Source organism: Rhodobacter ferrooxidans (assembly GCF_000176015.1).
In the GTDB taxonomy this organism is placed as follows: Bacteria; Pseudomonadota; Alphaproteobacteria; order Rhodobacterales; family Rhodobacteraceae; genus Pseudorhodobacter_B; species Pseudorhodobacter_B ferrooxidans.
Genome location: NZ_ACYY01000010.1, coordinates 88,153 through 111,748 on the forward strand (window position 1 = coordinate 88,153; position 23,596 = coordinate 111,748).

Consider the following 23,596-nt stretch of genomic DNA (forward strand, 5'->3'; position numbering starts at 1 on the left):
GGGCGCAACAGGAATGGAATGGCGATGACGTTTTTTCTCGGCGTCGATACCGGCGGCACCTATACCGATGCGGTGGTGCTGGATGCCGCCTCGGATCGGGTGATCGGAAGTGCCAAATCGCTGACCACCCGTGCCGATCTGGCGCTGGGCGTGGGCGGGGCGGTGGATGCGGCGCTGGCGGCGGCGGGGGTGGCGCCGGGCGATGTGGCGATGGTGTCGCTGTCCACCACGCTGGCCACCAATGCGCTGGTGGAAGGTCAGGGCGGCCGGGTGGCGCTGATCTTCATCGGCTTTGATGCCGCCGATCTGGCCCGGGGCGGGCTGACCGAGGCGCTGGCGGGCGACCCGGTGATCCTGCTGGCGGGCGGCCACAGCCACGCCGGAACCGAGGCCGCGACCCTGGACCTGCCGCGACTGGAAGCCGAGGTGACGCAGCTTGGCCCGCTGGTGATGGGTTTCGCCGTCGCCGCCCGTTTCGCCACCCGCAACCCGGCGCACGAGGTGGCGGCGCGCGACCTGATCCGCCGCGTTACCGGGCGGCCTGTGACGTGCAGCCATGAGCTTTCCGCCAACCTGAACGGCCCGAAACGGGCGCTGACTGCGGTGCTGAACGCAAGGTTGATCGGCATGATCGACCGGCTGGTGACGGCTTGCGAGGGCCATCTGGCCGCCATCGGCATCACCGCGCCCTTGATGGTGGTGCGGGGTGACGGTGCTTTGATCTCTGCCGCCATGGCGCGGGAACGGCCGATCGAGACCATCCTTTCCGGCCCAGCAGCCAGTATCGTCGGCGCGCGCTGGCTGACCGGGGTGGCCGATGCGTTGGTGTCCGATATCGGCGGCACCACCACCGATGTGGCGCTGCTGAAGGACGGGTTGCCCGAGATCGACCCCGCCGGTGCCCGCGTCGGCGGCTTCCGCACCATGGTCGAGGCGGTGGCGATGCGCACCACCGGGCTGGGCGGCGACAGCGAGGTGCATCTGCTGACCGCAGGCTTGCAGGGCGGCTTGCGGCTTGGCCCAAGGCGGCTGATCCCGGTGTCGCTGCTGGCCATGGATCACGGGCCGATGGTGCATGCCGCCCTTGACCGGGCGCTGGCGGCGGAAGTGGCGGGCGATCTGGATGGCCGCTTTGTGGTGCCGCTGTTTGGTGGCCCCGGCGGTCTGGCCCCGCGCGAGGCGGCGCTGCTGGACCGCATCACCCAACCGATGCCGCTGGCCACAGCGATCACCTCGCGGCTGGAAGTGGCGGCGATGGAGCGGCTGGTGGCGCGCGGGCTGGTGATGCTGTCGGGCGTAACGCCGTCGGATGCCAGCCATCTGCTGGGGCGGCAAGCGGGCTGGGACGGGCTGGCCGCCGAAAAGGCGCTGCGTCTGCTGGGCCGTCGCCGCACCGGCAAGGGCGAGCGGTTCGCGCCCGATCCTGTGGTGCTGGCGCAGGCGATCACCGACCAGTTGACCACGCAGACCGCCGATTGCCTGCTGGAAGCCGCCTTTGCCGAAGACCCTGATTTCGCGCAGGAAACGCCCGAGGCTCTGGCCCGCCACCCGCTGCTGCTGGCCGGTCTGCGCGGCCATCGCGGCGTGGTGGAACTTACCGCCAGACTGGGCGTGCCGGTGATCGGCCTTGGCGCCTCGGCTGCCGCCTATTACCCGGCGGTGGGGGCAAAGCTGGGCTGCCGGATGATCCTGCCCGAACATGCCGGGGTGGCCAATGCCATCGGCGCGGTGGTGGGGCAGGTGACGCAGCGGGTGTCTGGTCTGGTCTCCAGCCCCGGCGAGGGCCGGTTCGTGGCGCATCTGCCCGATGGTCTGCAAACCTTCACCAGCCGCGATGCCGCCCTTGCCGCGACCGAAGCCACCCTGTGCCGCGAGGCCGAGTTTCGCGCCCGCAACGCCGGGGCAGAAGACCTGCACCTGACCACCCAGCGCGACATCCGCGAGGCCGAGGTCGAAGGCCGCCCGATGTTCATCGAGGCCACCGTTACCGTCACCGCCTCGGGCCGCCCGCGGGTGGCGCATGCCGTGGCCGACGAATCCGCTTGACGCCCCGGCCCGGCTCCACTACCCAGCCGGACCTGTGGCTAGGTAGCTCAGCTGGTTAGAGCACGTGACTCATAATCACGGGGTCGGGGGTTCGAGTCCCCCCCTCGCCACCACTTAAAGCTTGAAAATTTCGCGATGTATCGGCTTTCAGGGCGGAAGTTCGGGGCAAACTTTCCGATTCTGTTCCAACCAGGCCGTCGGTTTTGGTAGAACATTTCTGGCCGAGACGGCTGGTCTTTGCAGGTGCCGGCAAGCTGCATTGATGACACCATCACCCAAGGGCATGGTTGCGGTGTTACTCTGACAGCAGGTAGATCCGGTTCTGCCGGTCGAAATCCACAATCCGGCGACCATTTGCGAAGGCGGTCTGCAGCCGTCCGCGCAGGTCTTGCCGCAAGTCGCGCGCGCGATCAGGATCGACGGTTGCAAGCTGGCCAACATCTTCCGGCAGCGCCAGCGCAACAGGCTCGGCGCGGTTCAATTGCCTTGCCTCGCCGCGCGCCAGTGCCGCGACCACGGGTGCGTCAAGATCCCAGTCCACCAGCAGCCGGTCCGAACCAAGGCCGCTGTTGATGCCCGCCATCTCGCCGTAATAATCTTCAAGATAGGTGTCCGATTGCGCGCCCAGACGGTGAATGTTCAGGGTTGCATTGACCGCGCGAAGCGGATCGAAGGTCCAGCGGACGCGGGTGATGCCACGTGCCAGGCACCAATCACGCTGATAGTGCTTCAGCCGCACGCCCAGGCCATGCCCGCGGGCACCAGCCAGCACCGCCAGTCTGTGCGAATGTTGGACCCCCGGATCGCGGGTGGGAAAGCCGAAGACATAGCCCAACAGCCGTCCTTCAGCGAAGGCGCCACCAACCAACCCGCCCTCGGCCTGGATCACCATCATCAAATCAGCGGGGTCGGGCAGGTCACCTTCGCCCCAGACCTCGCGCTGCAACGCTTCGGCCTGGCGAAACTCGGCCATGCCGGAAAGGTCTCGCAAGGTGATCGCGGTCATGCGCGAAAGTCCTGATGCGACAGGGTGGCGGTCTTCAGATAGTCAAGATCCAGGGTCACGCCGATACCGGGGCCTTTTGGCACCGGCATCCGGCCGGAAACTGTTTCAAGCTGCTGCTCGATGATGTCGCGGGTGAAATAGCGGCTGGCCGAAGAGGTGTCGCCCGGCTTGGAGAAGTTTGGCAGGGTGGAAAGGTGGATGTTGTGTGCCCGACCGATGCCGGATTCCAGCATCCCGCCGCACCAGACCGGAACCTGAAAAGCTTCGCACAGGTCGTGGATGCGGCGCGCGGCGGCATGGCCACCTGAACGCCCGACCTTGATGTTGATGACGCGCGCGGCGTCGGTCTGCAGCGCCTTGCGGGCATGTTCGACCGTGCGGATACATTCGTCCAGGCAGATCGGTGTGCGGATGCGTGACTGCAGCGTGGCATGGTCGTGGATATCATCCCAGGCCAGCGGCTGTTCGATATAATCCAGCGCAAAATCATCCATCCGGCGGATCAGGCCGGTATCGGCCAGCGTGTAGCAGCAGTTTGCATCCACCGTCAGGTGTGCATCGGGAAACTCGGCCCGCACCGCGTGCAGCAAGCCGATGTCATGCCCCGGCTTCACCTTCAGCTTGATGCGCTTGTAGCCTTGCTGCAAATGCGCGGCCACGCGGTCGATGGTGCCCGCGATCGGGCCTATTCCCAGCGACACCCCCACGTCGATGGCGTCGCCGGTGCCGCCCAGAACTGTCTGAAGTGGCAGGTTCAGGGATTTGGCCCAAAGATCCCAGAACGCCATCTCGACGGTGGCCTTTGCCATATGGTTCGCCCGCCACGGAGCCAGCAGGGTTGCCAGCGATTCGGGGTTGAGAAAGGTCTGGCCCAGCACCTGTGGCAGCAGCACCTGCTCCAGCAGGCTCATCGCGCCCGCCACCGTTTCTTCAAGGTAATCGGGCAGCGGATCCATCACGCCTTCGGCAAAGCCTTCCAGCCCGTCTGCCCGTAAGGTCAGCAAGGGAAACACCTTTTCCGTCATCGTGCCGGTCGCGATGGTGAAGGGCGTGACCAGTGGCAGCCGGACCAGCCGCAGGGTTGCCCCGTCGATGCGCAGCGCGGCACGGGTCGGAACGGCGACGGGCATGGGCGGCCTCCTGGTGATCCGGAATTTTGCGAGCAGTCGATTTCAGTTTACTTGCATTATTGACCGAATGAAAGATTCCTGACACGCTTTGACGAAGAACGGGAGATGCGCCGGTGCAGCACGTCGATGAGGCAAGGCCCAATGTGACGACCGGGACAGACGCCCCGGCGGGCGATCTGCGTCAGCGGCTTGCAGCGGCGGCCGAAGGCGGCACGCCGGCCGAGCGGGCGCTGGCGCACTATCTGCTGTCCAACCTGTCGGTGCTGCCGTTCGAGACGGCGGCTGCGGTGGCGTTGAAAGTGGGCGTCTCCGAAGCCTCGGTCGGGCGGTTCTGCCGGTCGATCGGCTATCGACACCTGAAAGAGCTGAAGTCCAGCCTGCAGATGGATCTGGGCGAGAAGGCCTGGCTGATCGGTGATCGTCTGCACGACTTTCACCGCCGCAGCCGCGAGGGTGGCGCAGAGCTGGCCCGCGCGCTGGAGCACGAGATCGCAGCGCTGGTCGCGGTTTACGAGATTGCGGCGAGCCCGGCGTTCGAGGCGACCGTAAAGCGTCTGGCGCACCGCAACGCGGTCTGGGTCGCGGGTTTTCAGACAGAGCGCGGCCATGCCGCCGAACTGGCGCACAATCTGCAATACCTGCGGCCCGGCGTGCATCTGGCCGATGCCTCGGACGGGCATTTCGCAGAGATCCTGCTGGCAGAGCCAGAAGAGGTCACGCTGGTTCTGATCGACGGTCGGCGCTATTCGCGGCTGACGCGCGATCTGGCGATGGCGGCGCATGATGCGGGTATTCCCGTCACGCTGGTCACCGACCCCTATTGCGACTGGGCTCCGGGTCTGGTGACCGAAGTTTTCGCGGTGCCGACCGACCTGAACCATTTCTGGGATACCACATCGGCCATGTCCTCGCTGATCGGGCTGATGGTGAATGGCGTCTTCCGCGAACTTGGCGCCGGCGTCGAACTGCGCATGGCCCGCGTTTCGGCGCTTTACGGCGATTTGATCGGACATACCGTCCCGGGACGCAACCCGGGCAAAACCTGACCCTGCACAACAGACAACAGAGAGGACCTGCCATGACTTTCCCCTTCCGCAAGACCCTGCTTTCTGCTTCCGTCAGCCTTGTAGCCCTTTTGGCCGCCCAGGCCGTGGCGGCGCAGGAGGCCGTTTTCGTGATGGCCACCAACGAGGTGGGTGCCCCCACCTACAACCCGGTCACGGCCACCGTGCTGAACACCGCAACCGGCCTGATCTTTGATCGGCTGATCAGCCAGGCCGCCGATCTGTCCTATCACCCGGGGCTTGCTGAAAGCTGGGAAGAGGCGCCGGACGGCATGTCCTGGACCTTCAAGCTGAAGCAGGGTGTCAGCTTCCACAACGGCGAGCCTTTCAACGCCGAGACGGTGAAGCTGTGGATTGATCTGTTCAAGGCCACCGAAGGCGAGAACACCTATATGGCCGAGGCCATTGCCGAGGTTCAGGTGGTGGATGACCACACCGTGACCTTCGTGATGGCGCGGCCCGAGCCGAACCTGCTATATAACCTTTCGTCCACCTTCATGGGTGTGGTCGAGCCGAAATCCTTTGTTGCGCTGGGCGAAAATTACGGCGTGACAGAGGTTTACGGCACCGGCCCCTTCAAGCTGGAAAGCTTTACCATCGGGCAGGAAACGGTGCTGGTGCGCAACGATGACTATGCCTGGGGGTCGCCGCTGGCCAAGAACTCCGGCCCGGCCAAGGTTGCGCGGCTGACCTTCCGCGAGATTGCCGAGGATTCCACCGCCTTCCTGGAACTCAAGACCGGCGGCGTCGATTTCCTGCTGAGCGTGCCGGCCGATCTGATGGGCGAAGTGACCAAAGAGGCGAACCTCGCCGTTCTGACCATGCCCGGGCAAGACGTCTGGTATATGCCGATCAACGTTTCCAAAGCGCCTTTCGACGATATCCGCGTGCGCGAGGCGGCCGCAAAGGCCATCAACCAGGACGAAATCCTGAGCGCGGTCTTTGGTGGCGTGGGGGCTGTGGCGCACACCTTCCTGATCTCGGCCTTGCCGGAAAGCAACGTCTCGGACGGCGCGAAGATCAGCTACGATCCGGTCCGCGCCAACGCGGCGCTGGACGAGGCCGGCTGGGCGATGGGGCCGGACGGCGTGCGGATGAAGGATGGTCAACCGCTGAAGGTCAGCCTGTGGACCCAAAGCGACAGCATCTTCCGCCGGTTGACCGAAGTGGTGCAGGCGCAGTTGAAGGCGGTGGGGATCGAGGCCGAAATCACCACCTTCGACAGTTCGATGATCCGCGACCAATACAAGACCGGCGAGCAGCAGTTGGCCGTGCGGTCCTACAACTGGGACAACGCCGACATCGTTGACTGGTTCTTTGGCGGCGACCGGCTGGGCTATCCGAACGTGTCGATGTTCAACGACCCCAAGGCCGAGGAACTGCGCACCGCGGCGATGACCGGCGCGAAGAACATGGCCGAACGGGTTGCGAACTTCACCGCCTATCATGACTATGTGCTGACCCAGTTCCCGATGGCGCCAATCTATCAACCGGTGCAGGCCGTGGCCTACAACACCGAGCGCATCACCCTTCCCGAAAAGATTGATGCCCCGTCCTTTGGCGCGGTTGCCTTTCTGGATCTGGAAGTGAAGGAATGAGTCACTGAAAGCGGGGGCAGCGGCATGATCTGGTATCTGATCCGACGGATCCTGATGCTCGTGCCGGTGTTCCTGGCCGTCTCGGTGGTGATCTTTTCGATCCTCCACTTCATTCCCGGCGACCCGATCGACAACCTGTTGAAGGTCGGGTCGTCGCCACAGGCGCGCGTCGCCATGGAGGCGCGCTATGGCTTGGACAAGCCGCTGCCGGTGCAATACGGCATCTGGCTTTCCAAGGTGCTGCAGGGGGACCTGGGAACCGCCATTGTCGCCCGCCGCCCGGTGGCCGAGCTGATCGCGCAAGCGCTGCCCCATTCGCTGCGGTTGGGGGGGCTGGCGCTGCTGTTCTCGACCGTGGTGGGCGTGGGACTGGGTGTCATCGCCGCGCTAAGCCGTGATCGCTGGCCTGACCGGGCGATCATGGGGGGGGTGCTGATCGGCTCTACCATGCCCAGTTTCTGGCTGGGGCTGATCTTCATGCTGATCTTTTCCGTGTCGCTGGGCTGGTTTCCGGTTTCGGGTGCGCGAGGTTGGTCGTCGCTGGTGCTGCCGGTGCTGACCATCGGCCTGGGCGGAACGGCGCTGGTGGCCCGCATCACCCGCGTGTCGATGATCGAGGCGTCGGGACGCGATTTCGTCACGTTGCTGCACGCCAAGGGCCTGTCACCGTTGCGCATCCAGTTGCGCCATGTGCTGCGGCACGCGCTGATCCCGGTGGTGACGATCCTGGCTTTGCGGATCGGCTGGGTGCTGGGCGGCGCCGTGACGGTCGAGGTGGTGTTCGCCCGGCCGGGGCTGGGCACGTTGTTGATCAAGTCGCTCAGCCAGCATGATTATCCGGTGGTGCAGGCCTGCCTGCTGATGCTGGCCATGGCGGTGATGCTGGGCACCTTGCTGGGCGATATCCTGCAAGCCGTGATGGACCCGCGCGTGCGGGCGGCCCTGGCATGAGCGCGGCGCCGCTCCGGGCCCTGCGCCGCCCCGTGGGCGGCATCGCCGGAACCTGGCTGATCCTTGTGATTGTCGCAGCGATTCTGGCCCCGGTGCTGTCGCCCTATGCCTTTGATGTGCAAGACCTCAAACGCGCCTATCAGCCGGCCTCGGCCGCACATTGGCTGGGCACCGACGAATTCGGCCGCGACCTGCTGACCCGGCTGATCTATGGCGCACGCACCTCGCTTTCCGTCAGCGCCACGGCGATTGCGATCTCGGTTGCCTGCGGCATGGTGCTGGGGGCGGCGGCGGCCTGGTTCGGCGGCTGGCTTGACCGGATGGTCACGGTGGTGGTGGATATGACCTGGTCGTTCCCGGAGATCCTGATCGCGCTGATCCTGGTCGCCATCATCGGCCCGGGCACAACCGGCACGATGATCGCCATCGCCGTCGCCTATCTGGCGCAGTTCACCCGCCTGACCCGCGCCCAGATCATGACGCTGAAGGGCGAGACCTTCATCGAGGCCGCGCGTTCGCTGGGTGCCGGAAACGCCCACATCCTGTTTCGTCACCTGTTGCCCAATGCCCTTGCCCCGGTTCTTGTTTCGGCCATGCTGGCCACCGGCGATGCGATCATCCTGGAAGCAACGCTGGGCTTTTTCGGCCTTGGCGCACAACCGCCGGTGCCCAGTTGGGGCGGCATGATGTCGGCAGGTTCGGCCCTGGTGTTCAAGGCACCCTGGATCATCATCTTTCCGGGCCTGACCGTCGCCGTGACCGTGGTGGCGATCAACCTTTACGGCGATGCGCTGATCGCTGAACTCGACATTCGCGCGAAACTGCGGAGGACGGCATGACCGCCCTGTTGCATCTTGACGAGGTGAGCGTCGCCATCGGCACCATCGCCTTGCTGGAACGGATCAGCCTGACTCTCGGCCAAGGCGAAATTCTGGGTCTGGTCGGGGAAAGCGGTTCGGGAAAGTCGCTGACGGCGATGGCGGCGATGGGTCTGCTGCCGCTGATCGGCGGGCGGATCACCGCTGGAAGCGTGGGCTTTGACGGGCAGGACATGGGGGCCATGACCGACGCCCAGCGCCGTGCCTTGCGGGGTCGGCGCATCGGTTTCGTCACCCAGAACCCGATGACGGCGCTGGACCCGGTGCAACGGATCGGTGCCCAGGTCGATGTGGTCTCGCGGCTGCACCTTGGCCTGTCGCGGACCGCGGCCCGTGCCCGCACGCTGGATCTCTTGACCCAGCTTCGCATCCCCGAGGCCGCAGCCGTGGCCGAGGCCTGGCCACACCAGCTTTCTGGCGGAATGAAACAGCGCATCGTCATCGCCATGGCCCTTGCCGGCGACCCTGATCTGATCATCGCCGATGAACCCACCACCGCGCTGGATGTGACGGTGCAGGCACAGATCATCCAGATTCTGGGTGCGTTGGTGCGTGACCGTGGGCTGGCGCTCTTGCTGATCACGCATGACATGGGCGTGGTCGCGCAGGTCTGCGACCGGGTGGCGGTGCTATATGCCGGACGGCTTGCCGAAGAAGGCCCCGTCGGCCCGATCTTCGCCGCCCCGGCCCATCCCTACACCAGGGCGCTGATCGGGTGCATCCCGCAAGACGGGATGGCACGCGGCAGTCTGCGCGGAATTCCTGGTGCCGTGCCCTCGGCGCTGGCCTTCCCGTCCGGTTGCCGCTTTCACACCCGCTGCGCCCACGCCACCGACATCTGTCGTACTGCCGTGCCCGCGCTTCTGCCCCGAGACCAGGGCCTTGTTGCCTGTCACCACGCCGGACAGACCACAGGGGATGCCGCATGATCCCCGCTCTGGTCCAGATCGACGGGCTGACCAAACGCTTTCAGACCGGTGGCGGCTTTCTTTCGCGCCCGAGGGCCATGCTGGCCGTGCGGGACGTCTCTTTGACCATCGGCAAAGGCGAGGTGCTGGGCGTCGTTGGCGAAAGCGGCTGCGGAAAATCGACGCTGGCCCGTCTTGTGCTGCGGCTGATTGAACCGACCTCGGGCCGCATCAGCTTTGACGGAACCGACTTGACCGGCCTGGCCCCGGCTGCCCTGCGCCAGATGCGCCGCCGGATGGCGATGGTGTTCCAGGACCCCTACTCCAGCCTCGACCCGCGCTATTCTTTGGCCGAAGTTCTGGCCGAACCGTTCCGCGTGCATGGCCAGGCGCTGCCGCCTGGCACGGTCGAGGCTATGCTTGAGGCGGTCGGGCTTCCGGCAACGCTGGCCGCAAGCCACCCGCACCAGTTGTCGGGTGGCCAGCGTCAGCGCGTCGGCATCGCGCGCGCGCTGGCCCTGCGCCCCGATTTCGTGGTGCTTGATGAACCTACCGCCTCGCTGGACGTGTCGATCCAGGCGCAGATCATCGCCCTTCTGGCCGACCTGCGCGACCGGCTGGGCCTGACCTATCTGTTCATCAGCCACGATCTGGGCCTGGTGCGCTACTTTTGCGACCGGGTCTTGGTGATGTATCTGGGGGCCGTGGTCGAGGTGCTGCCCGATACCCGCACTGCGCCGCGCCACCCCTATACGCGCGCCCTGATGCAGTCCAACTTTGCCCCCGACCCAAGCCAGCGGCGCGTCATCGCTGCACTGACCGGCGAGATTGCCAGCCCCTTCGCCCTGCCGCCGGGGTGCGCCTTCGCCACCCGCTGCCCGCTTGCATCAGACCGCTGCCGTGCGGAACGCCCCGTGCTGTCGGATGACCCCGCCCACCCCGTCGCCTGCTTTCACCCGCAATAAAAGGCCCCCGTCATGCCCTTTCACGTCCTTACCGGCGCTTTCGTCCATGAAAGCAACACCTTCAAGAAAGGCGAAACCACGCTTCAGGATTTTCGCGATGACGTACTGGATATTGGCCAGGCCGCCATCGACCGCTTTGGTGACGTGAACGACGAACTGGCCGGGTTTCTGGACGCAGGCCGTGCCGCGGGCTGGCACATCACTCATAGCGTCTCGGCCCATGCGAACCCCGGCGCGCCGGTCTCGCGCGAGGCCTTTGACCACATCGCCGGGCTGATCTGTGACGCGGCTTCCATGCACCGCGCCACGCTGAACGGCATCGCCCTCAGCCTGCACGGCTCGATGGTTCCTGGCTTTTGCGAGGATGGCGAAGGCGAATTGCTGCGCCGCCTTCGGGCCATCGTCGGGCCGGAGATGCCAATCGCGGTGACGCTGGATTTGCACGCCATGGTCACGCCCGCGATGATCGCTCAGGCGCAGATTTTCGTCAGCTACAAGACCTATCCGCATGTGGACATGCGCGAGACCGGCCACCATGCCGGCCGGTTGCTGGATGCGGCGATGCGGGGTGATATCCGGCCGCGCACGGTTCGCGCCCACCGCCCGATGCTGGACGAAGTGAATTCTGGCCGCACCGACGTGGCCGATACGGCCGCGCTTTACACCGATGCCCGTGCACATGAGGCGGAGCCGGGTATTCTTGCGGTGTCCGTCAATGCCGGATTCTCCGAGGCGGACATCACCGAGATGGGCCCGACCGTGCTGGTGACCCATGACGACGGGGCCGCCGCCCGGGCGTGCGATATCGCCGAAGGGCTGGCGCACCGCATGTGGGAAAGCCGGGGACACGTGGCCAACACATTCCTGACCCCCGCTGAAGCTGCCGCAATGGCGCGCGACTTCGACAGCGCGGACGGGCCGTTGGTGATCGCGGACTTTGCCGACAACCCCGGTGCCGGAGCCTATGGCGATGCGACAGCGCTTCTGGCTGCGCTTCTGGAGTCCGGCGCGCATCCGGGTGCCTTTGCACCGATGATCGACCCCGAAGCCGCTGCCGAACTGCATCGCCACAAGGTCGGAGACACCGTTACCCTGCTGATCGGCGGCAAATGCGACGCGACCTTCGGCGGCGGCCCGCTGCGCCTGACCGGTAATGTCGTTCACCTGTCGGATGGCACATACACCGGCGATGGCCCCATCCTGGGCGGCATCACCCACAGCTTTGGTCCTACCGCGGTGTTCCGTGTGCAGGGCATCGACATTCTGATCGTCACGCTGCCAGGCCAGATGCTTGACCTTCAGCAGGTCCGGGCCTTCGGCATCGAGCCTGCACGGCAGCGCTTCCTTGTCGTCAAGTCGATGCAGCATTTTCGGGCGGCGTTCGAACCTGTCGCGGGAAGGGTGATCGTCTGCGACAGCGGCGCGCTGGCCACCCCGCAAGCCCACCTGCGCCCCTACACCCGCGTCCGCCGCCCGGTATGGCCGCTGGATCGCGAGGGCTTTCCGCCAGGGCTTTGACCGGGGTCAGGCCACCAATTGCTGCCATCGCACATGCAAGCCCGAAGCAGGGGCGCTTTTGGCACAGGTGTCGGGCATCGGGTTTCGACCGCGCGCGCCACCAGTCCGGTGGTCAACACGATGTCGCAACCGCGCCGCCGACTGCGAGCGCTGACATGACTCGGCACTGGCGAAAGCGCTGTGCGACCACCACATCAATGGTCTTAAATGCACTGAACAAGGCCATATGACCATGGAAGCCGATCCTGACCGCCGGGCAGATGCCGTCGAAGATCTTTCGGCCGATCTGGCAGACAACGATTGCGCACCTCCGGACCACCGCAGAAGTCTGCGCAAGCGTGGCGACCGGCTGTCGAAATTGCTGGAAAAAATCGCCAGCGACGACAGCCGCGACCGCATCTCTGTCTCGGATCTGATGCGCGCGCTGGATGCCCGGGCGATGGGGGCGCTGCTTCTGGTGTTCGCGCTGCCCAACATCCTGCCGACGCCGCCGGGCACCTCGGGCATCCTGGGCTTGCCGCTGCTGTATCTGGCGTCACAACTGATGCTGGACCGCGTGCCCTGGTTGCCCCGCTTCATCGCAGACCGCACCATGGAACGGCAGGGTTTTGCCGGGCTGGTGTCGCGCGCCGCCCCCTGGCTGGCGCGGGCCGAGCGGTTGTTGCGGCCAAGGCTGACCTATCTGGTCTGGCCGATCATGCAGCGCGGCATCGGCGCGCTGTGTCTGGTGCTGGCACTGGCGCTGGCGCTGCCGATCCCGTTCGGCAACGTGCTGCCGGCGCTGGCGATCTGCATGCTGGCGCTGGGGTTGCTGGAGCGGGACGGGCTTTGGGTGCTGCTGGGCAGCGTTCTGGGGGTGGTGTCGCTTGTCATCGTGGTCAGCGTGGTTTACGGCATCCTGAAAACCGCAATCTTTCTGGCGCTGAACGCCTTTGGCTGACCAACGGCGCCCTTCCCTGTCGGGGTATTCTTGCGATGTTTCTGGAAATCGGCCTTGTGCTGCTGCTGACGCTGCTGAACGGCGTGCTGGCGATGTCGGAACTGGCCATCGTTTCCGCCCGTCCGGCACGGTTGAAGGTGATGTCAGACAATGGCAGCCGGGGTGCCCGGGTGGCGTTGCGGCTGGCCGAAGATCCGGGGCGGTTTCTGTCCAGCGTGCAGATCGGCATCACTTTGGTTGGCGTGCTGGCGGGGGCGTTTTCCGGTGCCACGCTGGGGGCGCGGTTGGCGGCGGCATTGCCGGGTTTCGGCGTGCCGGCTCGCATTTCCAACGAGTTGGGGGTGGCCATTGTCGTGGTGGCGATCACCTATCTGTCGCTGATCGTTGGCGAACTGGTGCCCAAGCAGATCGCCCTGCGTGCCCCCGAACGGGTGGCGGCCAAGGTGGCCCCGGCGATGCTGATGGTCTCGAAAGTGGCGGCACCGCTGGTGTTCCTGCTGGACCGCTCGGGCCGCTTGGTGCTGGCGCTGCTGGGGCAATCGGGGCAGGCCGAAAGCGGCGTGACCGATGAAGAGGTCAAGCTGGTGATTTCCGAAGCCGCATCCTCCGGCGTGATGGAACATGCCGAAACCCAGATGATCGCCGGGGTGATGCGCATCGCTGACCGCACCGCCCGCGGCCTGATGACCCCGCGCGGCGAGGTGGAGATTGCCGATCTGTCGATGAGCCGCACCGAACTCTTGCGGCAGTTTCACGATTCGCGCCGCTCGCGGTTGCCGGTGCGCGATGGCGGGCCTGATGACATCATCGGCGTCGTTACCACCCGCGACATCCTGGCCCCGGCGCTGATGAAAGAGGCCTTCGATCTGCGCGCCGCCGTCAAGGAAGCCCCCGTGGTGCGCGACGGCCAAAGCGCCATCGAGGTGATCGAACGGCTGCGCCGCGCGCCGGGCAACATGGTGCTGGTCTATGACGAATACGGCCATTTCGAAGGTATCATCACGCCGATGGACGTGCTGGAGGCGATCACCGGCGAGTTTCTGGATGACGTGGGCGAGGAGCCCAAGCTGGTGACCCGCGCCGACGGCTCGATGCTGATCGCGGGCTGGATGCCGGCGGATGAATTTGCCGATGCGCTGGGGATCACGCTGGAGGAACCGCGCAGCTATGAGACGGTGGCGGGCCTGGTGCTGGACGCGTTGGGCCATCTGCCGCAGATTGGCGAGGTGGTAAGCTTCAAGCGGCTGCGCATCGAAGTGGTCGATCTGGACGGGCTGCGCATCGACAAGCTGCTGGTCAGTCGCGTCGAATAGGCCGCACGCCTGTCGATGGATCGGCAATCGGCTTTCAGGCCGGTTTGACCGCAGCAAGGCGATGTTGCGCCGCAGCCTCGGCCTGGAAAATCTCGTCGTAAAGCGCCCAAGTAGCGGCGGCCTCGGCTTCCGACACTTTGGCGGTCACATGGCCGGACTGGACCAAGACGTGGTCGCCCGCAGCGATGCCTTCGTGCTGCATCAGGAACAGGCTGGCCTGACGGCTGACGCCCCGCGCCTCGCACAGCGCCATCACGCCGTCGATGCGGGTCACCTTCATCGGGGCAGCAAGGCACATCGGCGGATTCCGGACCAGTTTCGGAAGAAGCTATACATTCCGCGATTGTCATGCATTGATGAAGATCAAGGACGGGTTTTGCCCGACAGCGCTAACTGCGATGACTCTCAGAGGTGTGCCATGCCCATTCTCGCAGAAACCCTGGCCACGGTGCGCCAGCCCACGCTGATCCTTGGCATCGGCAACACGCTGCTTTCCGACGATGGCATCGGCGTGCATGTGGCGCTGGCAATCGAGGCGCAGGCGGGGCAGATCGCACAGCCGGTGCGGGTGCGCGATGGCGGCACCATCGGCCTGTCGCTGCTGGCCGAGATTGACCCCGGTGGCGCGCTGATCGCGGTGGACGCGATGGAGTTGCACGCCCCCCCCGGAACCATGCTGGTGTTTGTCGGCGCCGATATGGACCAGCAATTGCGCGGCACCAAGCGCAGCGCGCATGAGGTGGCGCTGGCCGATCTGATGCAGGCGGCCGAATTTTCCGGCATCGGACCGGCGCGGCGCGCGCTGGTGGCGATTCAGCCCGAGGTGACGACATGGGGGCTGGCTCCGACGCCCGCCGTTGCCGCGGCCATTCCGCAGGCGGTGGCGGCGATCCGGGCGCTTTTGCAGGGCTGGGCCGATGAACATTGACAAGCTGCGCACCGGCATGGCCCAAAGCATCCTGCGCGAGGTGGCGCGCGCGCTGGCAGCCCTGGCGGCAACCGGCGCGCGCGATGCCGTCGATCTGCGCAGCCTGCCGATGACCGCTGCCGACCGCGCCGAACTGGAAACGGCGCTGGGGCGTGGCGAAGTCAGCGTGACGCTGCAATCGGCCGGCCGCAGCGAGATCTGGGAGACGCGGTTTGCCGGGGTCTGGTGGCTGCGGCATTTCGGCGGCGACGACCGCATTGCCGCCGAGGTGATCGAGATCGCGCCGGTGCCGGACATTCTGGTCACCCATGCCGACGAAATAACGGCCGCATCGGCGCTGATGCTGGCGGAACTGGCAAGCATGACAAAGGAGGCCGCGCATGTCTGACCGCGGAACCATCGGCGAGGCGATGCAAAGGCAAGGCATCTCGCGCCGGTCGCTGTTGAAATACACGGGCTATCTGGCCTCGATCCTGGCGCTGCCGCCGATGGCCTCGCGGGCGATGGCCGATGCGCTGGCCAGTGCAGGGCGACAATCGGTGATCTGGCTGTCGTTCCAGGAATGTACCGGTTGCAGCGAGGCGCTGACCCGGTCGTTCAACCCGACCATCGAGGACATGATCTTCAACCTGATCTCGCTGGATTATCAGGAAACCCTGATGGCGGTTTCCGGCGAGGCGGCCGAAGAAGCGATGCAGGCGGCGCGGCAGGCCAACAAGGGCAAATATGTGCTGGTGGTGGATGGCTCGGTCTCCACCGCGGCGGGCGGGGTCTATTCGACCAACGCTGGCAAAAGCAATCTTGAGACGCTGAAGGAAATGGCCGCGGATGCCATGGCGGTAATTTCGGTCGGCACCTGCGCGGCCTTCGGCGGTATTCCGATGGCGGCGCCCAACCCGACCGGGGCGGTGCCGGTCTCGGACATCATCAGCGACAAGCCGGTGATCAACATCTCGGGCTGCCCGCCGATTCCCGAAGCGATTGCCGGGACGGTGGCCTATATCATCACCTTCGGCGGCCTGCCGGAACTGGACCACCTGAACCGGCCCAAGGCGTTCTTTGGCGACAGCATCCACGACCGCTGCTATCGCCGCCCGTTCTACGACAAGGGGCTGTTCGCCAAATCGTTCGATGACGAGGGCGCGCGCAATGGCTGGTGCCTGTATGAGGTCGGCTGCAAGGGGCCGGTGGCCTACAACGCCTGCGCCACGCTGAAATGGAACGGCGGCATCAGTTTCCCGATCCAGTCGGGCCATGGCTGCATCGGCTGTTCCGAGCCGGGGTTCTGGGACCGTGGCGGGTTCTACCAACCGCTGTCAGCCTCGGTCATGGGCAATCCGGCGATCATCGGTGGGGCCGCGGCAGTCGGCGCCGTGGCCGGGGCCGCAAGTGTCGCAATCGCACGCAAGCGCCGGGCCGAAGCGCAATCGCCGCCGGTAGGGGAGAAGAAAGCATGAGCTTGCTGGATTTCGCACGCGGACCGGCGTTGCAGATCGCCATGGCGATCTTCGTTCTGGGGCTGATGTGGCGGCTGGTGTCGCTGCTGGGGCTGCCACGCGCCAAGGACCGCAGCGTCAAGCGCCCGGGCACGCCATCGGCGGCCGCAGCCGCGGTTTCGGGCTTTGTGCGGCATCTCTGGGTGCCCAAAAGCATGGGTCAAACCTCGATGTTCTCGCAGATCAACGGCTATGTGTTCCACATCGGCCTTGCGATCATCGTGTTCGGCTTTGCCCAGCATATCATGTTCATTCGCGGGCTGTTCGGCATTGGCTGGCCGGGCCTGCCGACCAGCGTGATCTCGGTGGTGGGCATCGTCACGCTGGCCTCGCTGGTGGCGGCACTGGTGCGGCGGATGACCAGCCCGGTGCTGAAGATGATCTCGACCCCCAACGACTATTTCACCTGGCTGGTCACCGCGCTGCCGGTGCTGACCGGGCTTCTGGCCGTCAGCCACCTGGGCGCGCGCTATGAAACCCTGCTGGCGATCCACCTGCTGAGCATCGCGGCGATGCTGATCTGGTTCCCGTTCGGCAAGCTGATGCATGCGTTCCTGGTGTTCGTGACCAGTTCGGGAACCGCGATTGCCTACAGCCGCCGCGGCGTCAAGCTTTGACCGGAAGGAATTGACCCATGACCCAACGCGTCGTCGTTGACCCGATCACCCGCATCGAAGGCCATCTGCGCATCGAGGCGGAAACCGCCGCCGACGGGTCGATCACCAGTGCCTATTCGTCCGGCACCATGGTGCGCGGCATCGAGCTGATCCTGCAGGGGCGCGACCCGCGCGAGGCCTGGGCCTTTGCCCAGCGCATCTGCGGCGTCTGCACACTGGTGCATGGCGTGGCCTCGGTGCGGGCGGTGGAAAATGCGCTGAACTATCCGATCCCGCCGAACGCGCAACTGATCCGCAACCTGATGATCGCGGCGCAGTATGTGCATGACCACGTGATGCACTTCTACCATCTGCACGCGCTGGACTGGGTGGATGTGGTGTCGGCGCTGAAGGCGGACCCTGCGGCCACCTCGGCGCTGGCGCAATCGATCTCGAAATGGCCGAAATCCAGCCCCGGCTATTTTGCCGATGTGCAGAAGAAGGTCAAAACCTTTGTCCAAGGCGGCCAGCTTGGCATTTTCGCCAACGGCTTCTGGGGCAACCCCGGCTACAAGCTGCCGCCCGAGGCCAACCTGATGGCGGTGGCGCATTACCTGGAGGCGTTGCAATGGCAGCGCGAGGTGGTGCAGATTCACACGATCTTCGGCGGCAAGAACCCGCATCCGAACTTTCTGGTCGGCGGCTCACCCTCGCCGATCAGCGTCAACCCCGGCGACAGCGGTGGGGTATCCGGCACGGCGCTGAACATGACCGGGCTGGGCCAGATCAAGGCGACCATCGCCAAGATGCAGGAATTTGTCGATCAGGTCTATGTGCCCGACACGCTGGCGATTGCGTCCTATTACAAGGACTGGTTCGCGCGCGGCGAGGGTGTGGGCAACTTCATGACCTTCGGCGATTTTCCGGCGGATGGCATGGGCGATCCTTCAACCTGGCTGATCCCCTCGGGGGCGATCCTGAACCGCGATCTTTCCACCATCCACCCGGTCAACCTGACCGACCCGACCGAGGTTCAGGAATTCGTGTCGCATTCCTGGTATGACTATGCCGCGGGCAAGAACGGCGGTCTGCACCCCTATGACGGCGAGACGAAGCTGAATTATACCGGGCCGAAACCGCCCTATGCCCAGCTTGATGTCGAGCAAAGCTATTCCTGGCTGAAATCGCCGCGCTGGAAAGGCAACGTGATGGAGGTGGGGCCGTTGGCGCGCATCCTGATGCTGCACGCCAAGGGCCACGAGCCGACCATGGAACTGGCCGCCATGGCGTTGAAAACGCTGGACCTGCCGCTGACCGCGATGTTCTCGACCATGGGGCGCACCGCGGCGCGGACGCTGGAAAGCAAGATCATCGCCGACCAGATGCCGACCTGGTATGACAACCTTGTCGCCAACATCAAGGCGGGCGACCTTGCCGTGCATAACGAGGCAAAATGGGATCCCGCAACCTGGCCCGCCGAGGCCCGCGGTGTGGGGTTCATGGAGGCGCCGCGCGGGGCGCTGGCACATTGGATCGTCATCAAGAACGGCAAGATCGAGAATTATCAGGCCGTCGTGCCCTCGACCTGGAACGCCGGGCCGCGTGATCAGAACGGCAAACCCGGACCGTATGAGGCGGCGCTGATGGACCGTCACACCCTGTTCGACCCCAAGCAACCGCTGGAAATTCAGCGCACCATCCACTCGTTCGACCCCTGCATCGCCTGCGCCGTGCATGTCGTCGATCCCGATGGCGCCGAACTGACCCAGATCACCGTGAATTAGGGGAACGCCATGACCATCGACGTGCAAGCCGCAACCCGCACCTTCCTGGCCCAGACCGAGGTGCACATGGTCAGCTACCTGGAGGCCTGCCTGCATTGCGGCCAATGCGCCGATGCCTGCCTGTTCTACCGCACCTCGGGCGACCCGCGCCATACGCCGGCCTACAAGCTGTTTCCCATCGCCAAGGCGTTGAAGGCGCAGAAATGGCCGCTGAAATGGCTGGGCCTGGCGCCGAAGCTGACCGAGAAAGACCTGACCGAATGGGAAGAGCTGATCTTTGACACCTGCACCATGTGCGGGCGTTGCACCGAGGTCTGCCCGATGAGCATCGACATCGCCTCGATCGTCGGCCAGGCCCGCAAGGCATTCGTCGCCGCCGGGCTGGGGCCTGCGGATTTGCTGCAGGCGGCGGAAAACTCGCGCGATCATGGCAGCCCCTTGGGTCTGACGCCGGAAAAGCTGGTGGACCGGCTGGAATGGCTGGCCGACGATCAAGAGGTGGAGATGGTGCTGGACAAGGCGAAGGCCGACGTTCTGCTGACCGTTTCTTCCATCGAGGCGATGAAATACCCCACCTCGCTTTCCGCCATGGCCAAGATCCTGACCCATGCCGGGGTGGACTGGACGTTTTCCTCCAAAGGATACGAGGCGACCAACTTCGGCTTTCTGGCCGGGAAACCCGATATTGCCAAGACCATGATCCTGCGCATCGTCGAGGCTGCCGAGGCGGTGGGGGCCAAGACCGTCGTCATTCCCGAATGTGGCCATGCTTACGGCGTGATGCGCTGGGGGGGTGCCAACATCCTTGGCCGCCCGCTGCCGTTCGAGGTGCTGCACATCACCGAATACATGGCCAAGCTGAAACGCGAGGGCAAGCTGAAGCTGAAGCCCTATGACAAGCCGATGACCTATCACGACCCGTGCCAGGTGTCGCGCCGGGGCGGGGCGGCGGCGGATGCGCGCTATATCCTGGAAGATTTTGCCACCGATTTCCACGAGATGACCCCCACCGCCGAAATGAACTGGTGCTGCGGCGGTGGCGGCGGCGTGCAGGCGATCAGCCGGGGCGCCGATCTTCGGCACAAGGTGTTCAAGATCAAGATGGATCAGGTCGCCGCCACCGGCACCGGCACGCTGGTTTCGGCCTGCGCCAACTGCCGCGTGACGATGGAGGAAAGCAAGGCGCACTGGAAATGGGACGGCGGGCTGGAAAGCCTGGTCGAGATCGTGGCCGAGCATCTGGACGAAGGCTGAGCGACCGGTCTTTCCACCGGCCTGCCGCCGGTTGCGTTATCTGCTGGCCGGTTCAGGTACCGGGGCATAAGGCGGCGCGCCCGGGTAGTCGTTGCCCGACATTCCGAACGGCACAAAGCTGTTCACTGCCCCCATCATCGGCCCGATGCTCTGATCCAGATTGCTGGTCGAATGTTGCATCAGCGCGACGGCGCTGCCCATCTGGCCGACCGTTCCGGCAAGGCCGGTCATCGTCGCGTCCATCGTGGTGATCGACCGCCGCATGCCCGTCATGTCGCCGCTGATGTCGGTGATCTTGTCGTGCATGTTCGCCATGGTCAGCGCCATCGCCTGCATCTGCTGTGTCATCAGCACGGTCTGATCCACCGCGCGCCGCACGTCTCCGGTCAGTTGATAGATCAGGAAGAAGCCGTAGAACGCCAGAACGATAAAGCCGGTCATGCCGGCATAGACGATGATCCGCACCGTCTTCAGCGCGCCTGCCACCCGTTCCAGATAGGCCAGGTATTCCGGTGGCCGGTAAACCTCGCCCCGCAGGACAGCACCACTGTTGGAAAAGTCGATCTCCGGGTCTTTCCGCTCGGACCCGTCGCTGTTGTCGGTTTGCCGTTTCACAAGCGGGCCTTTCAGAGTTGCGCCGGTGCAATCCATGCAGGGCAGTTTTCATTGCAGCGGCGGCGAGGCCAGTGTCAGGGCTTTGCCGCCGGATCGCTTGAAAGGCGGCGTTCAAGATCGTCACCAAGAGCAGGCTGGATGCGGCGCACTGCCGGGATCATGGTGCGGGCGGCTGCGGTCTGACCGGCGGCGATCAGGCGAACCGCGGTTTCGTGATAGGTGGTGGCGGCTTCGTCGATCCGGCCGGCGTTGAAGAACACGTTGCCCAGTTCGCCGCGCGCGGTGGTATCGTCGGGATGGCTGGCCAGGATGCCGCGGTAAGCCTCAATGGCCGCCTTGAGGTCGCCGCGCGCAAAGGCGGCGCGGGCGGGTTCCAGATCGGCCACAGCCGCATCGGCCACAGGCTTGGCGGCGGGCGGCTGGGTTGGCTTCACCACCGGCGGTTGCGGCTTTGTCACCCGGTCGGCCACGGGTGCGGCGCTGTGCCCGGCCCCGGCCACCTGCCGGTCGAGAAAGGACGAAACCGAGGGCAGGCGACTGCTGCTCCAGACTCCGAGCAGAAAAAACACGACGGCATAAAACAGCCAGGTTCCGATACGCGCGATCATGGCGCCTCACTTTCTGGTCGAATACAGGCGGTCGGGAAGGCCAGGGCGATCCGGGCCATCCGTGCAGGGCAATGGGCCACGGCGGTCCCGGCTCTCATCCGGCAGGGCCGGAAATGCCGCGCGGAAAGACACCCCAGGGCGCGGTCATGCCAGGGTAGCCCGACGCCGGATTTCCCCAGGGACTGCCATAGCCGGGGAAACCACCAGCGCCCGGATAGCCGCCGTAACCCGGATAGCCGCCGTAACCGGGGTAGCCGCCATAGCCGGGATACCCGCCCCCCCAGCCGTTACCGGAGCCATTGCCCCAGCCGCCAAAGCCCGAGCTGATGCTCATGCCGCCGGTCCCCCAACCGCTGCCGTTGCCGCCAAAGCCCGGATAGGCGCCCCAGGGCCCGCCGCCAAAAGGCCCGCCCCCCCATGGGCTGCCACCCCAGGGGTTCCCGCCCCACGGGTTCCCACCCCAGGGACTGCCGCCCCAGGGGCTTCCCCCCCACGGACTGCCGCCCATCGGGCTGACTCCCATGGGACTGGGGCCCCACATCTGGGCTTGGGCTGCACCGCTCAGGCAGATCAAGGCGGTGAAGGTCAGGGCTCCCACTGTCTTTCGAATCTGTTTCATCGTCCTCTCCGGTGTGAGGTTGGCGTTCGGCGGGCATTGGGTCCGGTCACCGCGCCACGTCGTGGGTAGGCTGGCGCCCGAAGGCGCCAGCGTTCGTCATTACCAGTTCGGGCCCCAGCCGTTGTTGCCCCAGCCATTGCCGTTGCCCCAACCGTTGCCATTGCCCCAGCCATTGCCATTGCCCCAGCCATTGCCGTTACCCCAGCCGCCGCCGTTCATGTTCGAACCGCCCCCGAAACCGAAGCCGCCGTTCATGTTGCCATTGGCATAGCCGTTGCCGTTGCCATAGCCATTGCCGTTGCCATAAGCGTTGCCGTTGCCGTAGCCGTTACCCCAGCCATTGCCATTGCCGTTGCCCCAGCCGTTGCCACGGCCATTTCCGCCGCCATTGCCCCAGCCATTGCCGTTGCCCCAGCCGTTTCCGCCGCCGTTACCGCCGCCGTTACCCCAGCCATTGCCGCCGCCGCCGAAACCGAAGCCGCCGTTCATGTTGCCGTTGGCGTTGCCATTGCCATAGCCATTTCCGTAGGCATTGCCGTTGCCGTAACCGTTGCCGTAGCCGCCATTGTACGGATTGCCGAAATAGGGCGGCGGCGGGCCCCAGCCTTGTGCCGGCGGCGGCGGTGCGCCCCAGCCCTGTTGCGGTGCACCCGGCGGCTGCTGCGGCATCTGGCCGTTCTGCATCTGCGACTGGTCACCGGGCTGCGGCGCGCCGGCATAGGGGCCGCTGGGCGGCGGGGTCGGGGCGGCCTCCTGAGCATAGCCGATGGCGGTGGAAGCCCCCAACGCCGCAATGATCAGAAAACTGGAAATCTTACGCATTTTCGTCTCCTTCAGTTTGTGGAGTTGGGCCGGAATGGCCGTCCCTACCAGTTGCGTGGCAAAGCGCCGGAGCGCTCGCGCCACCAGTTCCATGTCTGTGCATTGGTCCAGCCCGACATCGGGGTGCTCCAGGGCACGAACATGTATGGCGTGCTCAGACCCCAGGGATTGAAGGGGTCTGTCGTGGCATTGATCTGGCCAAAGCTGCCCAGCATCATCTGATCGTTCGGCTGGTCGCCGCGTTGGCCGTAAGGCAGGTAAGCCCGAGGATTTGCCGCCAGCGGCGAGATATAGGGCTGGCCATACCCCGGATCGGTGGGCAGCGTGCCCTCGGCGCCGCCGGAAAAGCCGTTGCCCTGACAAAGCGGCTGACAATCCCCACCCGGGGCCGAGGCATAAGGCCCGGCATTGTAGCCGCCATATTGCGCCGCACCATTTGGTGCCCGGCTGGCGCTGAGTTCGCCAAAGGTGTCGGCCCACGCTGGCAGCGCAGCACCGGTCAGCACCAGAAACACCACGGTTGCGCGCGCCGGTGCGGTCGATCTGATTGGCAGCAT

General features: G+C 65.4%; 24 protein-coding genes and 1 tRNA gene. 17 read left to right on the top strand and 8 right to left on the bottom strand.

Annotated elements, in window-relative coordinates:
- Positions 1 to 24 precede the first annotated feature (24 nt).
- Entirely contained in the window at positions 25 to 2,046 is a 2,022-nt protein-coding gene (locus RSW2DRAFT_RS09150) for a hydantoinase/oxoprolinase N-terminal domain-containing protein (protein ID WP_040671902.1), read from the top strand.
- Between the two features lie 36 nt (positions 2,047 to 2,082).
- Positions 2,083 to 2,159 (top strand) — tRNA-Met (locus RSW2DRAFT_RS09155).
- 182 nt (positions 2,160 to 2,341) lie between these two features.
- Here the strand turns inward: RSW2DRAFT_RS09155 and RSW2DRAFT_RS09160 are convergent.
- Both RSW2DRAFT_RS09160 and menC read right to left on the bottom strand, forming a co-directional pair.
- Entirely contained in the window at positions 2,342 to 3,052 is a 711-nt protein-coding gene (locus RSW2DRAFT_RS09160) for a GNAT family N-acetyltransferase (protein ID WP_008030230.1), read from the bottom strand.
- The gene (gene menC / locus RSW2DRAFT_RS09165) at positions 3,049 to 4,182 is read right to left on the bottom strand and encodes an o-succinylbenzoate synthase (protein WP_008030231.1); all 1,134 of its coding nucleotides are present in this window, start codon (positions 4,180 to 4,182) and stop codon (positions 3,049 to 3,051) included. Before menC ends, RSW2DRAFT_RS09160 begins: the two co-directional genes overlap by 4 nt.
- Before the next feature lie 113 nt (positions 4,183 to 4,295).
- On the opposite strand from menC, the gene RSW2DRAFT_RS09170 reads away from it, so the two are divergent.
- The 9 genes from RSW2DRAFT_RS09170 to RSW2DRAFT_RS09210 all read left to right on the top strand — a co-directional run bounded on the left by RSW2DRAFT_RS09170 (position 4,296) and on the right by RSW2DRAFT_RS09210 (position 14,317).
- On the top strand, positions 4,296 to 5,228 hold the full coding sequence (locus tag RSW2DRAFT_RS09170) for a MurR/RpiR family transcriptional regulator (RefSeq protein ID WP_008030232.1): 933 nt from the start codon (positions 4,296 to 4,298) through the stop codon (positions 5,226 to 5,228).
- A 32-nt stretch (positions 5,229 to 5,260) separates the two neighbouring features.
- Positions 5,261 to 6,844 carry an ABC transporter substrate-binding protein gene (locus RSW2DRAFT_RS09175; protein WP_008030233.1) on the top strand — a complete coding sequence of 528 codons (1,584 nt, stop codon included), beginning with the start codon at positions 5,261 to 5,263 and terminating at the stop codon, positions 6,842 to 6,844.
- Positions 6,845 to 6,868: 24 nt separating this feature from the next.
- The gene (locus RSW2DRAFT_RS09180; RefSeq protein WP_008030234.1) at positions 6,869 to 7,795 is read left to right on the top strand and encodes an ABC transporter permease; all 927 of its coding nucleotides are present in this window, start codon (positions 6,869 to 6,871) and stop codon (positions 7,793 to 7,795) included.
- Positions 7,792 to 8,634 carry an ABC transporter permease gene (locus tag RSW2DRAFT_RS09185; protein ID WP_008030235.1) on the top strand — a complete coding sequence of 281 codons (843 nt, stop codon included), beginning with the start codon at positions 7,792 to 7,794 and terminating at the stop codon, positions 8,632 to 8,634. The genes RSW2DRAFT_RS09180 and RSW2DRAFT_RS09185 overlap by 4 nt, the downstream gene beginning before the upstream one ends.
- The gene (locus RSW2DRAFT_RS09190) at positions 8,631 to 9,602 is read left to right on the top strand and encodes an ABC transporter ATP-binding protein (RefSeq protein ID WP_008030236.1); all 972 of its coding nucleotides are present in this window, start codon (positions 8,631 to 8,633) and stop codon (positions 9,600 to 9,602) included. The genes RSW2DRAFT_RS09185 and RSW2DRAFT_RS09190 overlap by 4 nt, the downstream gene beginning before the upstream one ends.
- Positions 9,599 to 10,546, top strand: coding sequence for an ABC transporter ATP-binding protein (locus RSW2DRAFT_RS09195; protein WP_008030237.1), 948 nt, complete (start codon positions 9,599 to 9,601; stop codon positions 10,544 to 10,546). The genes RSW2DRAFT_RS09190 and RSW2DRAFT_RS09195 overlap by 4 nt, the downstream gene beginning before the upstream one ends.
- Positions 10,547 to 10,558: 12 nt before the next feature.
- Positions 10,559 to 12,064, top strand: coding sequence for a M81 family metallopeptidase (locus RSW2DRAFT_RS09200; RefSeq protein WP_008030238.1), 1,506 nt, complete (start codon positions 10,559 to 10,561; stop codon positions 12,062 to 12,064).
- Positions 12,065 to 12,290: 226 nt separating this feature from the next.
- On the top strand, positions 12,291 to 13,004 hold the full coding sequence (locus tag RSW2DRAFT_RS09205) for an exopolysaccharide biosynthesis protein (RefSeq protein ID WP_232209671.1): 714 nt from the start codon (positions 12,291 to 12,293) through the stop codon (positions 13,002 to 13,004).
- A gap of 35 nt (positions 13,005 to 13,039) precedes the next feature.
- Positions 13,040 to 14,317 carry a hemolysin family protein gene (locus RSW2DRAFT_RS09210; RefSeq protein WP_008030241.1) on the top strand — a complete coding sequence of 426 codons (1,278 nt, stop codon included), beginning with the start codon at positions 13,040 to 13,042 and terminating at the stop codon, positions 14,315 to 14,317.
- A gap of 34 nt (positions 14,318 to 14,351) precedes the next feature.
- Here the strand turns inward: RSW2DRAFT_RS09210 and RSW2DRAFT_RS09215 are convergent, their stop codons facing one another.
- Positions 14,352 to 14,615, bottom strand: coding sequence for a HypC/HybG/HupF family hydrogenase formation chaperone (locus RSW2DRAFT_RS09215; protein WP_008030244.1), 264 nt, complete (start codon positions 14,613 to 14,615; stop codon positions 14,352 to 14,354).
- A gap of 120 nt (positions 14,616 to 14,735) precedes the next feature.
- Here RSW2DRAFT_RS09215 and RSW2DRAFT_RS09220 point away from each other — a divergent pair, with 120 nt between their 5' ends.
- Genes RSW2DRAFT_RS09220 through RSW2DRAFT_RS09245 form a run of 6 tightly spaced genes read left to right on the top strand, consistent with a single transcriptional unit; the run spans position 14,736 to position 20,375 of the window.
- Positions 14,736 to 15,245 carry a hydrogenase maturation protease gene (locus RSW2DRAFT_RS09220; RefSeq protein ID WP_008030246.1) on the top strand — a complete coding sequence of 170 codons (510 nt, stop codon included), beginning with the start codon at positions 14,736 to 14,738 and terminating at the stop codon, positions 15,243 to 15,245.
- Entirely contained in the window at positions 15,235 to 15,633 is a 399-nt protein-coding gene (locus RSW2DRAFT_RS09225; RefSeq protein ID WP_008030248.1) for a hydrogenase expression/formation C-terminal domain-containing protein, read from the top strand. The genes RSW2DRAFT_RS09220 and RSW2DRAFT_RS09225 overlap by 11 nt, the downstream gene beginning before the upstream one ends.
- A complete protein-coding gene (locus tag RSW2DRAFT_RS09230; RefSeq protein ID WP_008030250.1) occupies positions 15,626 to 16,702 on the top strand; it encodes a hydrogenase small subunit in 1,077 nt (358 codons plus the stop codon). The genes RSW2DRAFT_RS09225 and RSW2DRAFT_RS09230 overlap by 8 nt, the downstream gene beginning before the upstream one ends.
- A complete protein-coding gene (locus RSW2DRAFT_RS09235) occupies positions 16,699 to 17,358 on the top strand; it encodes a hypothetical protein (RefSeq protein WP_008030252.1) in 660 nt (219 codons plus the stop codon). Before RSW2DRAFT_RS09230 ends, RSW2DRAFT_RS09235 begins: the two co-directional genes overlap by 4 nt.
- A 17-nt stretch (positions 17,359 to 17,375) precedes the next feature.
- A complete protein-coding gene (locus RSW2DRAFT_RS09240) occupies positions 17,376 to 19,121 on the top strand; it encodes a nickel-dependent hydrogenase large subunit (RefSeq protein ID WP_008030254.1) in 1,746 nt (581 codons plus the stop codon).
- Positions 19,122 to 19,130: 9 nt separating this feature from the next.
- A complete protein-coding gene (locus tag RSW2DRAFT_RS09245; RefSeq protein WP_008030256.1) occupies positions 19,131 to 20,375 on the top strand; it encodes a (Fe-S)-binding protein in 1,245 nt (414 codons plus the stop codon).
- Between the two features lie 36 nt (positions 20,376 to 20,411).
- Here the strand turns inward: RSW2DRAFT_RS09245 and RSW2DRAFT_RS09250 are convergent, their stop codons facing one another.
- From RSW2DRAFT_RS09250 to RSW2DRAFT_RS09270, 5 genes are all read right to left on the bottom strand, one after another.
- On the bottom strand, positions 20,412 to 20,990 hold the full coding sequence (locus RSW2DRAFT_RS09250) for a hypothetical protein (RefSeq protein ID WP_156790678.1): 579 nt from the start codon (positions 20,988 to 20,990) through the stop codon (positions 20,412 to 20,414).
- A 74-nt stretch (positions 20,991 to 21,064) separates the two neighbouring features.
- On the bottom strand, positions 21,065 to 21,598 hold the full coding sequence (locus RSW2DRAFT_RS09255) for a tetratricopeptide repeat protein (protein ID WP_008030259.1): 534 nt from the start codon (positions 21,596 to 21,598) through the stop codon (positions 21,065 to 21,067).
- Between the two features lie 94 nt (positions 21,599 to 21,692).
- Positions 21,693 to 21,932 carry a hypothetical protein gene (locus RSW2DRAFT_RS09260; protein WP_083800662.1) on the bottom strand — a complete coding sequence of 80 codons (240 nt, stop codon included), beginning with the start codon at positions 21,930 to 21,932 and terminating at the stop codon, positions 21,693 to 21,695.
- 384 nt (positions 21,933 to 22,316) lie between these two features.
- A complete protein-coding gene (locus tag RSW2DRAFT_RS18515) occupies positions 22,317 to 23,132 on the bottom strand; it encodes a hypothetical protein (protein WP_156790679.1) in 816 nt (271 codons plus the stop codon).
- Entirely contained in the window at positions 23,084 to 23,596 is a 513-nt protein-coding gene (locus tag RSW2DRAFT_RS09270) for a hypothetical protein (RefSeq protein WP_008030266.1), read from the bottom strand. Before RSW2DRAFT_RS09270 ends, RSW2DRAFT_RS18515 begins: the two co-directional genes overlap by 49 nt.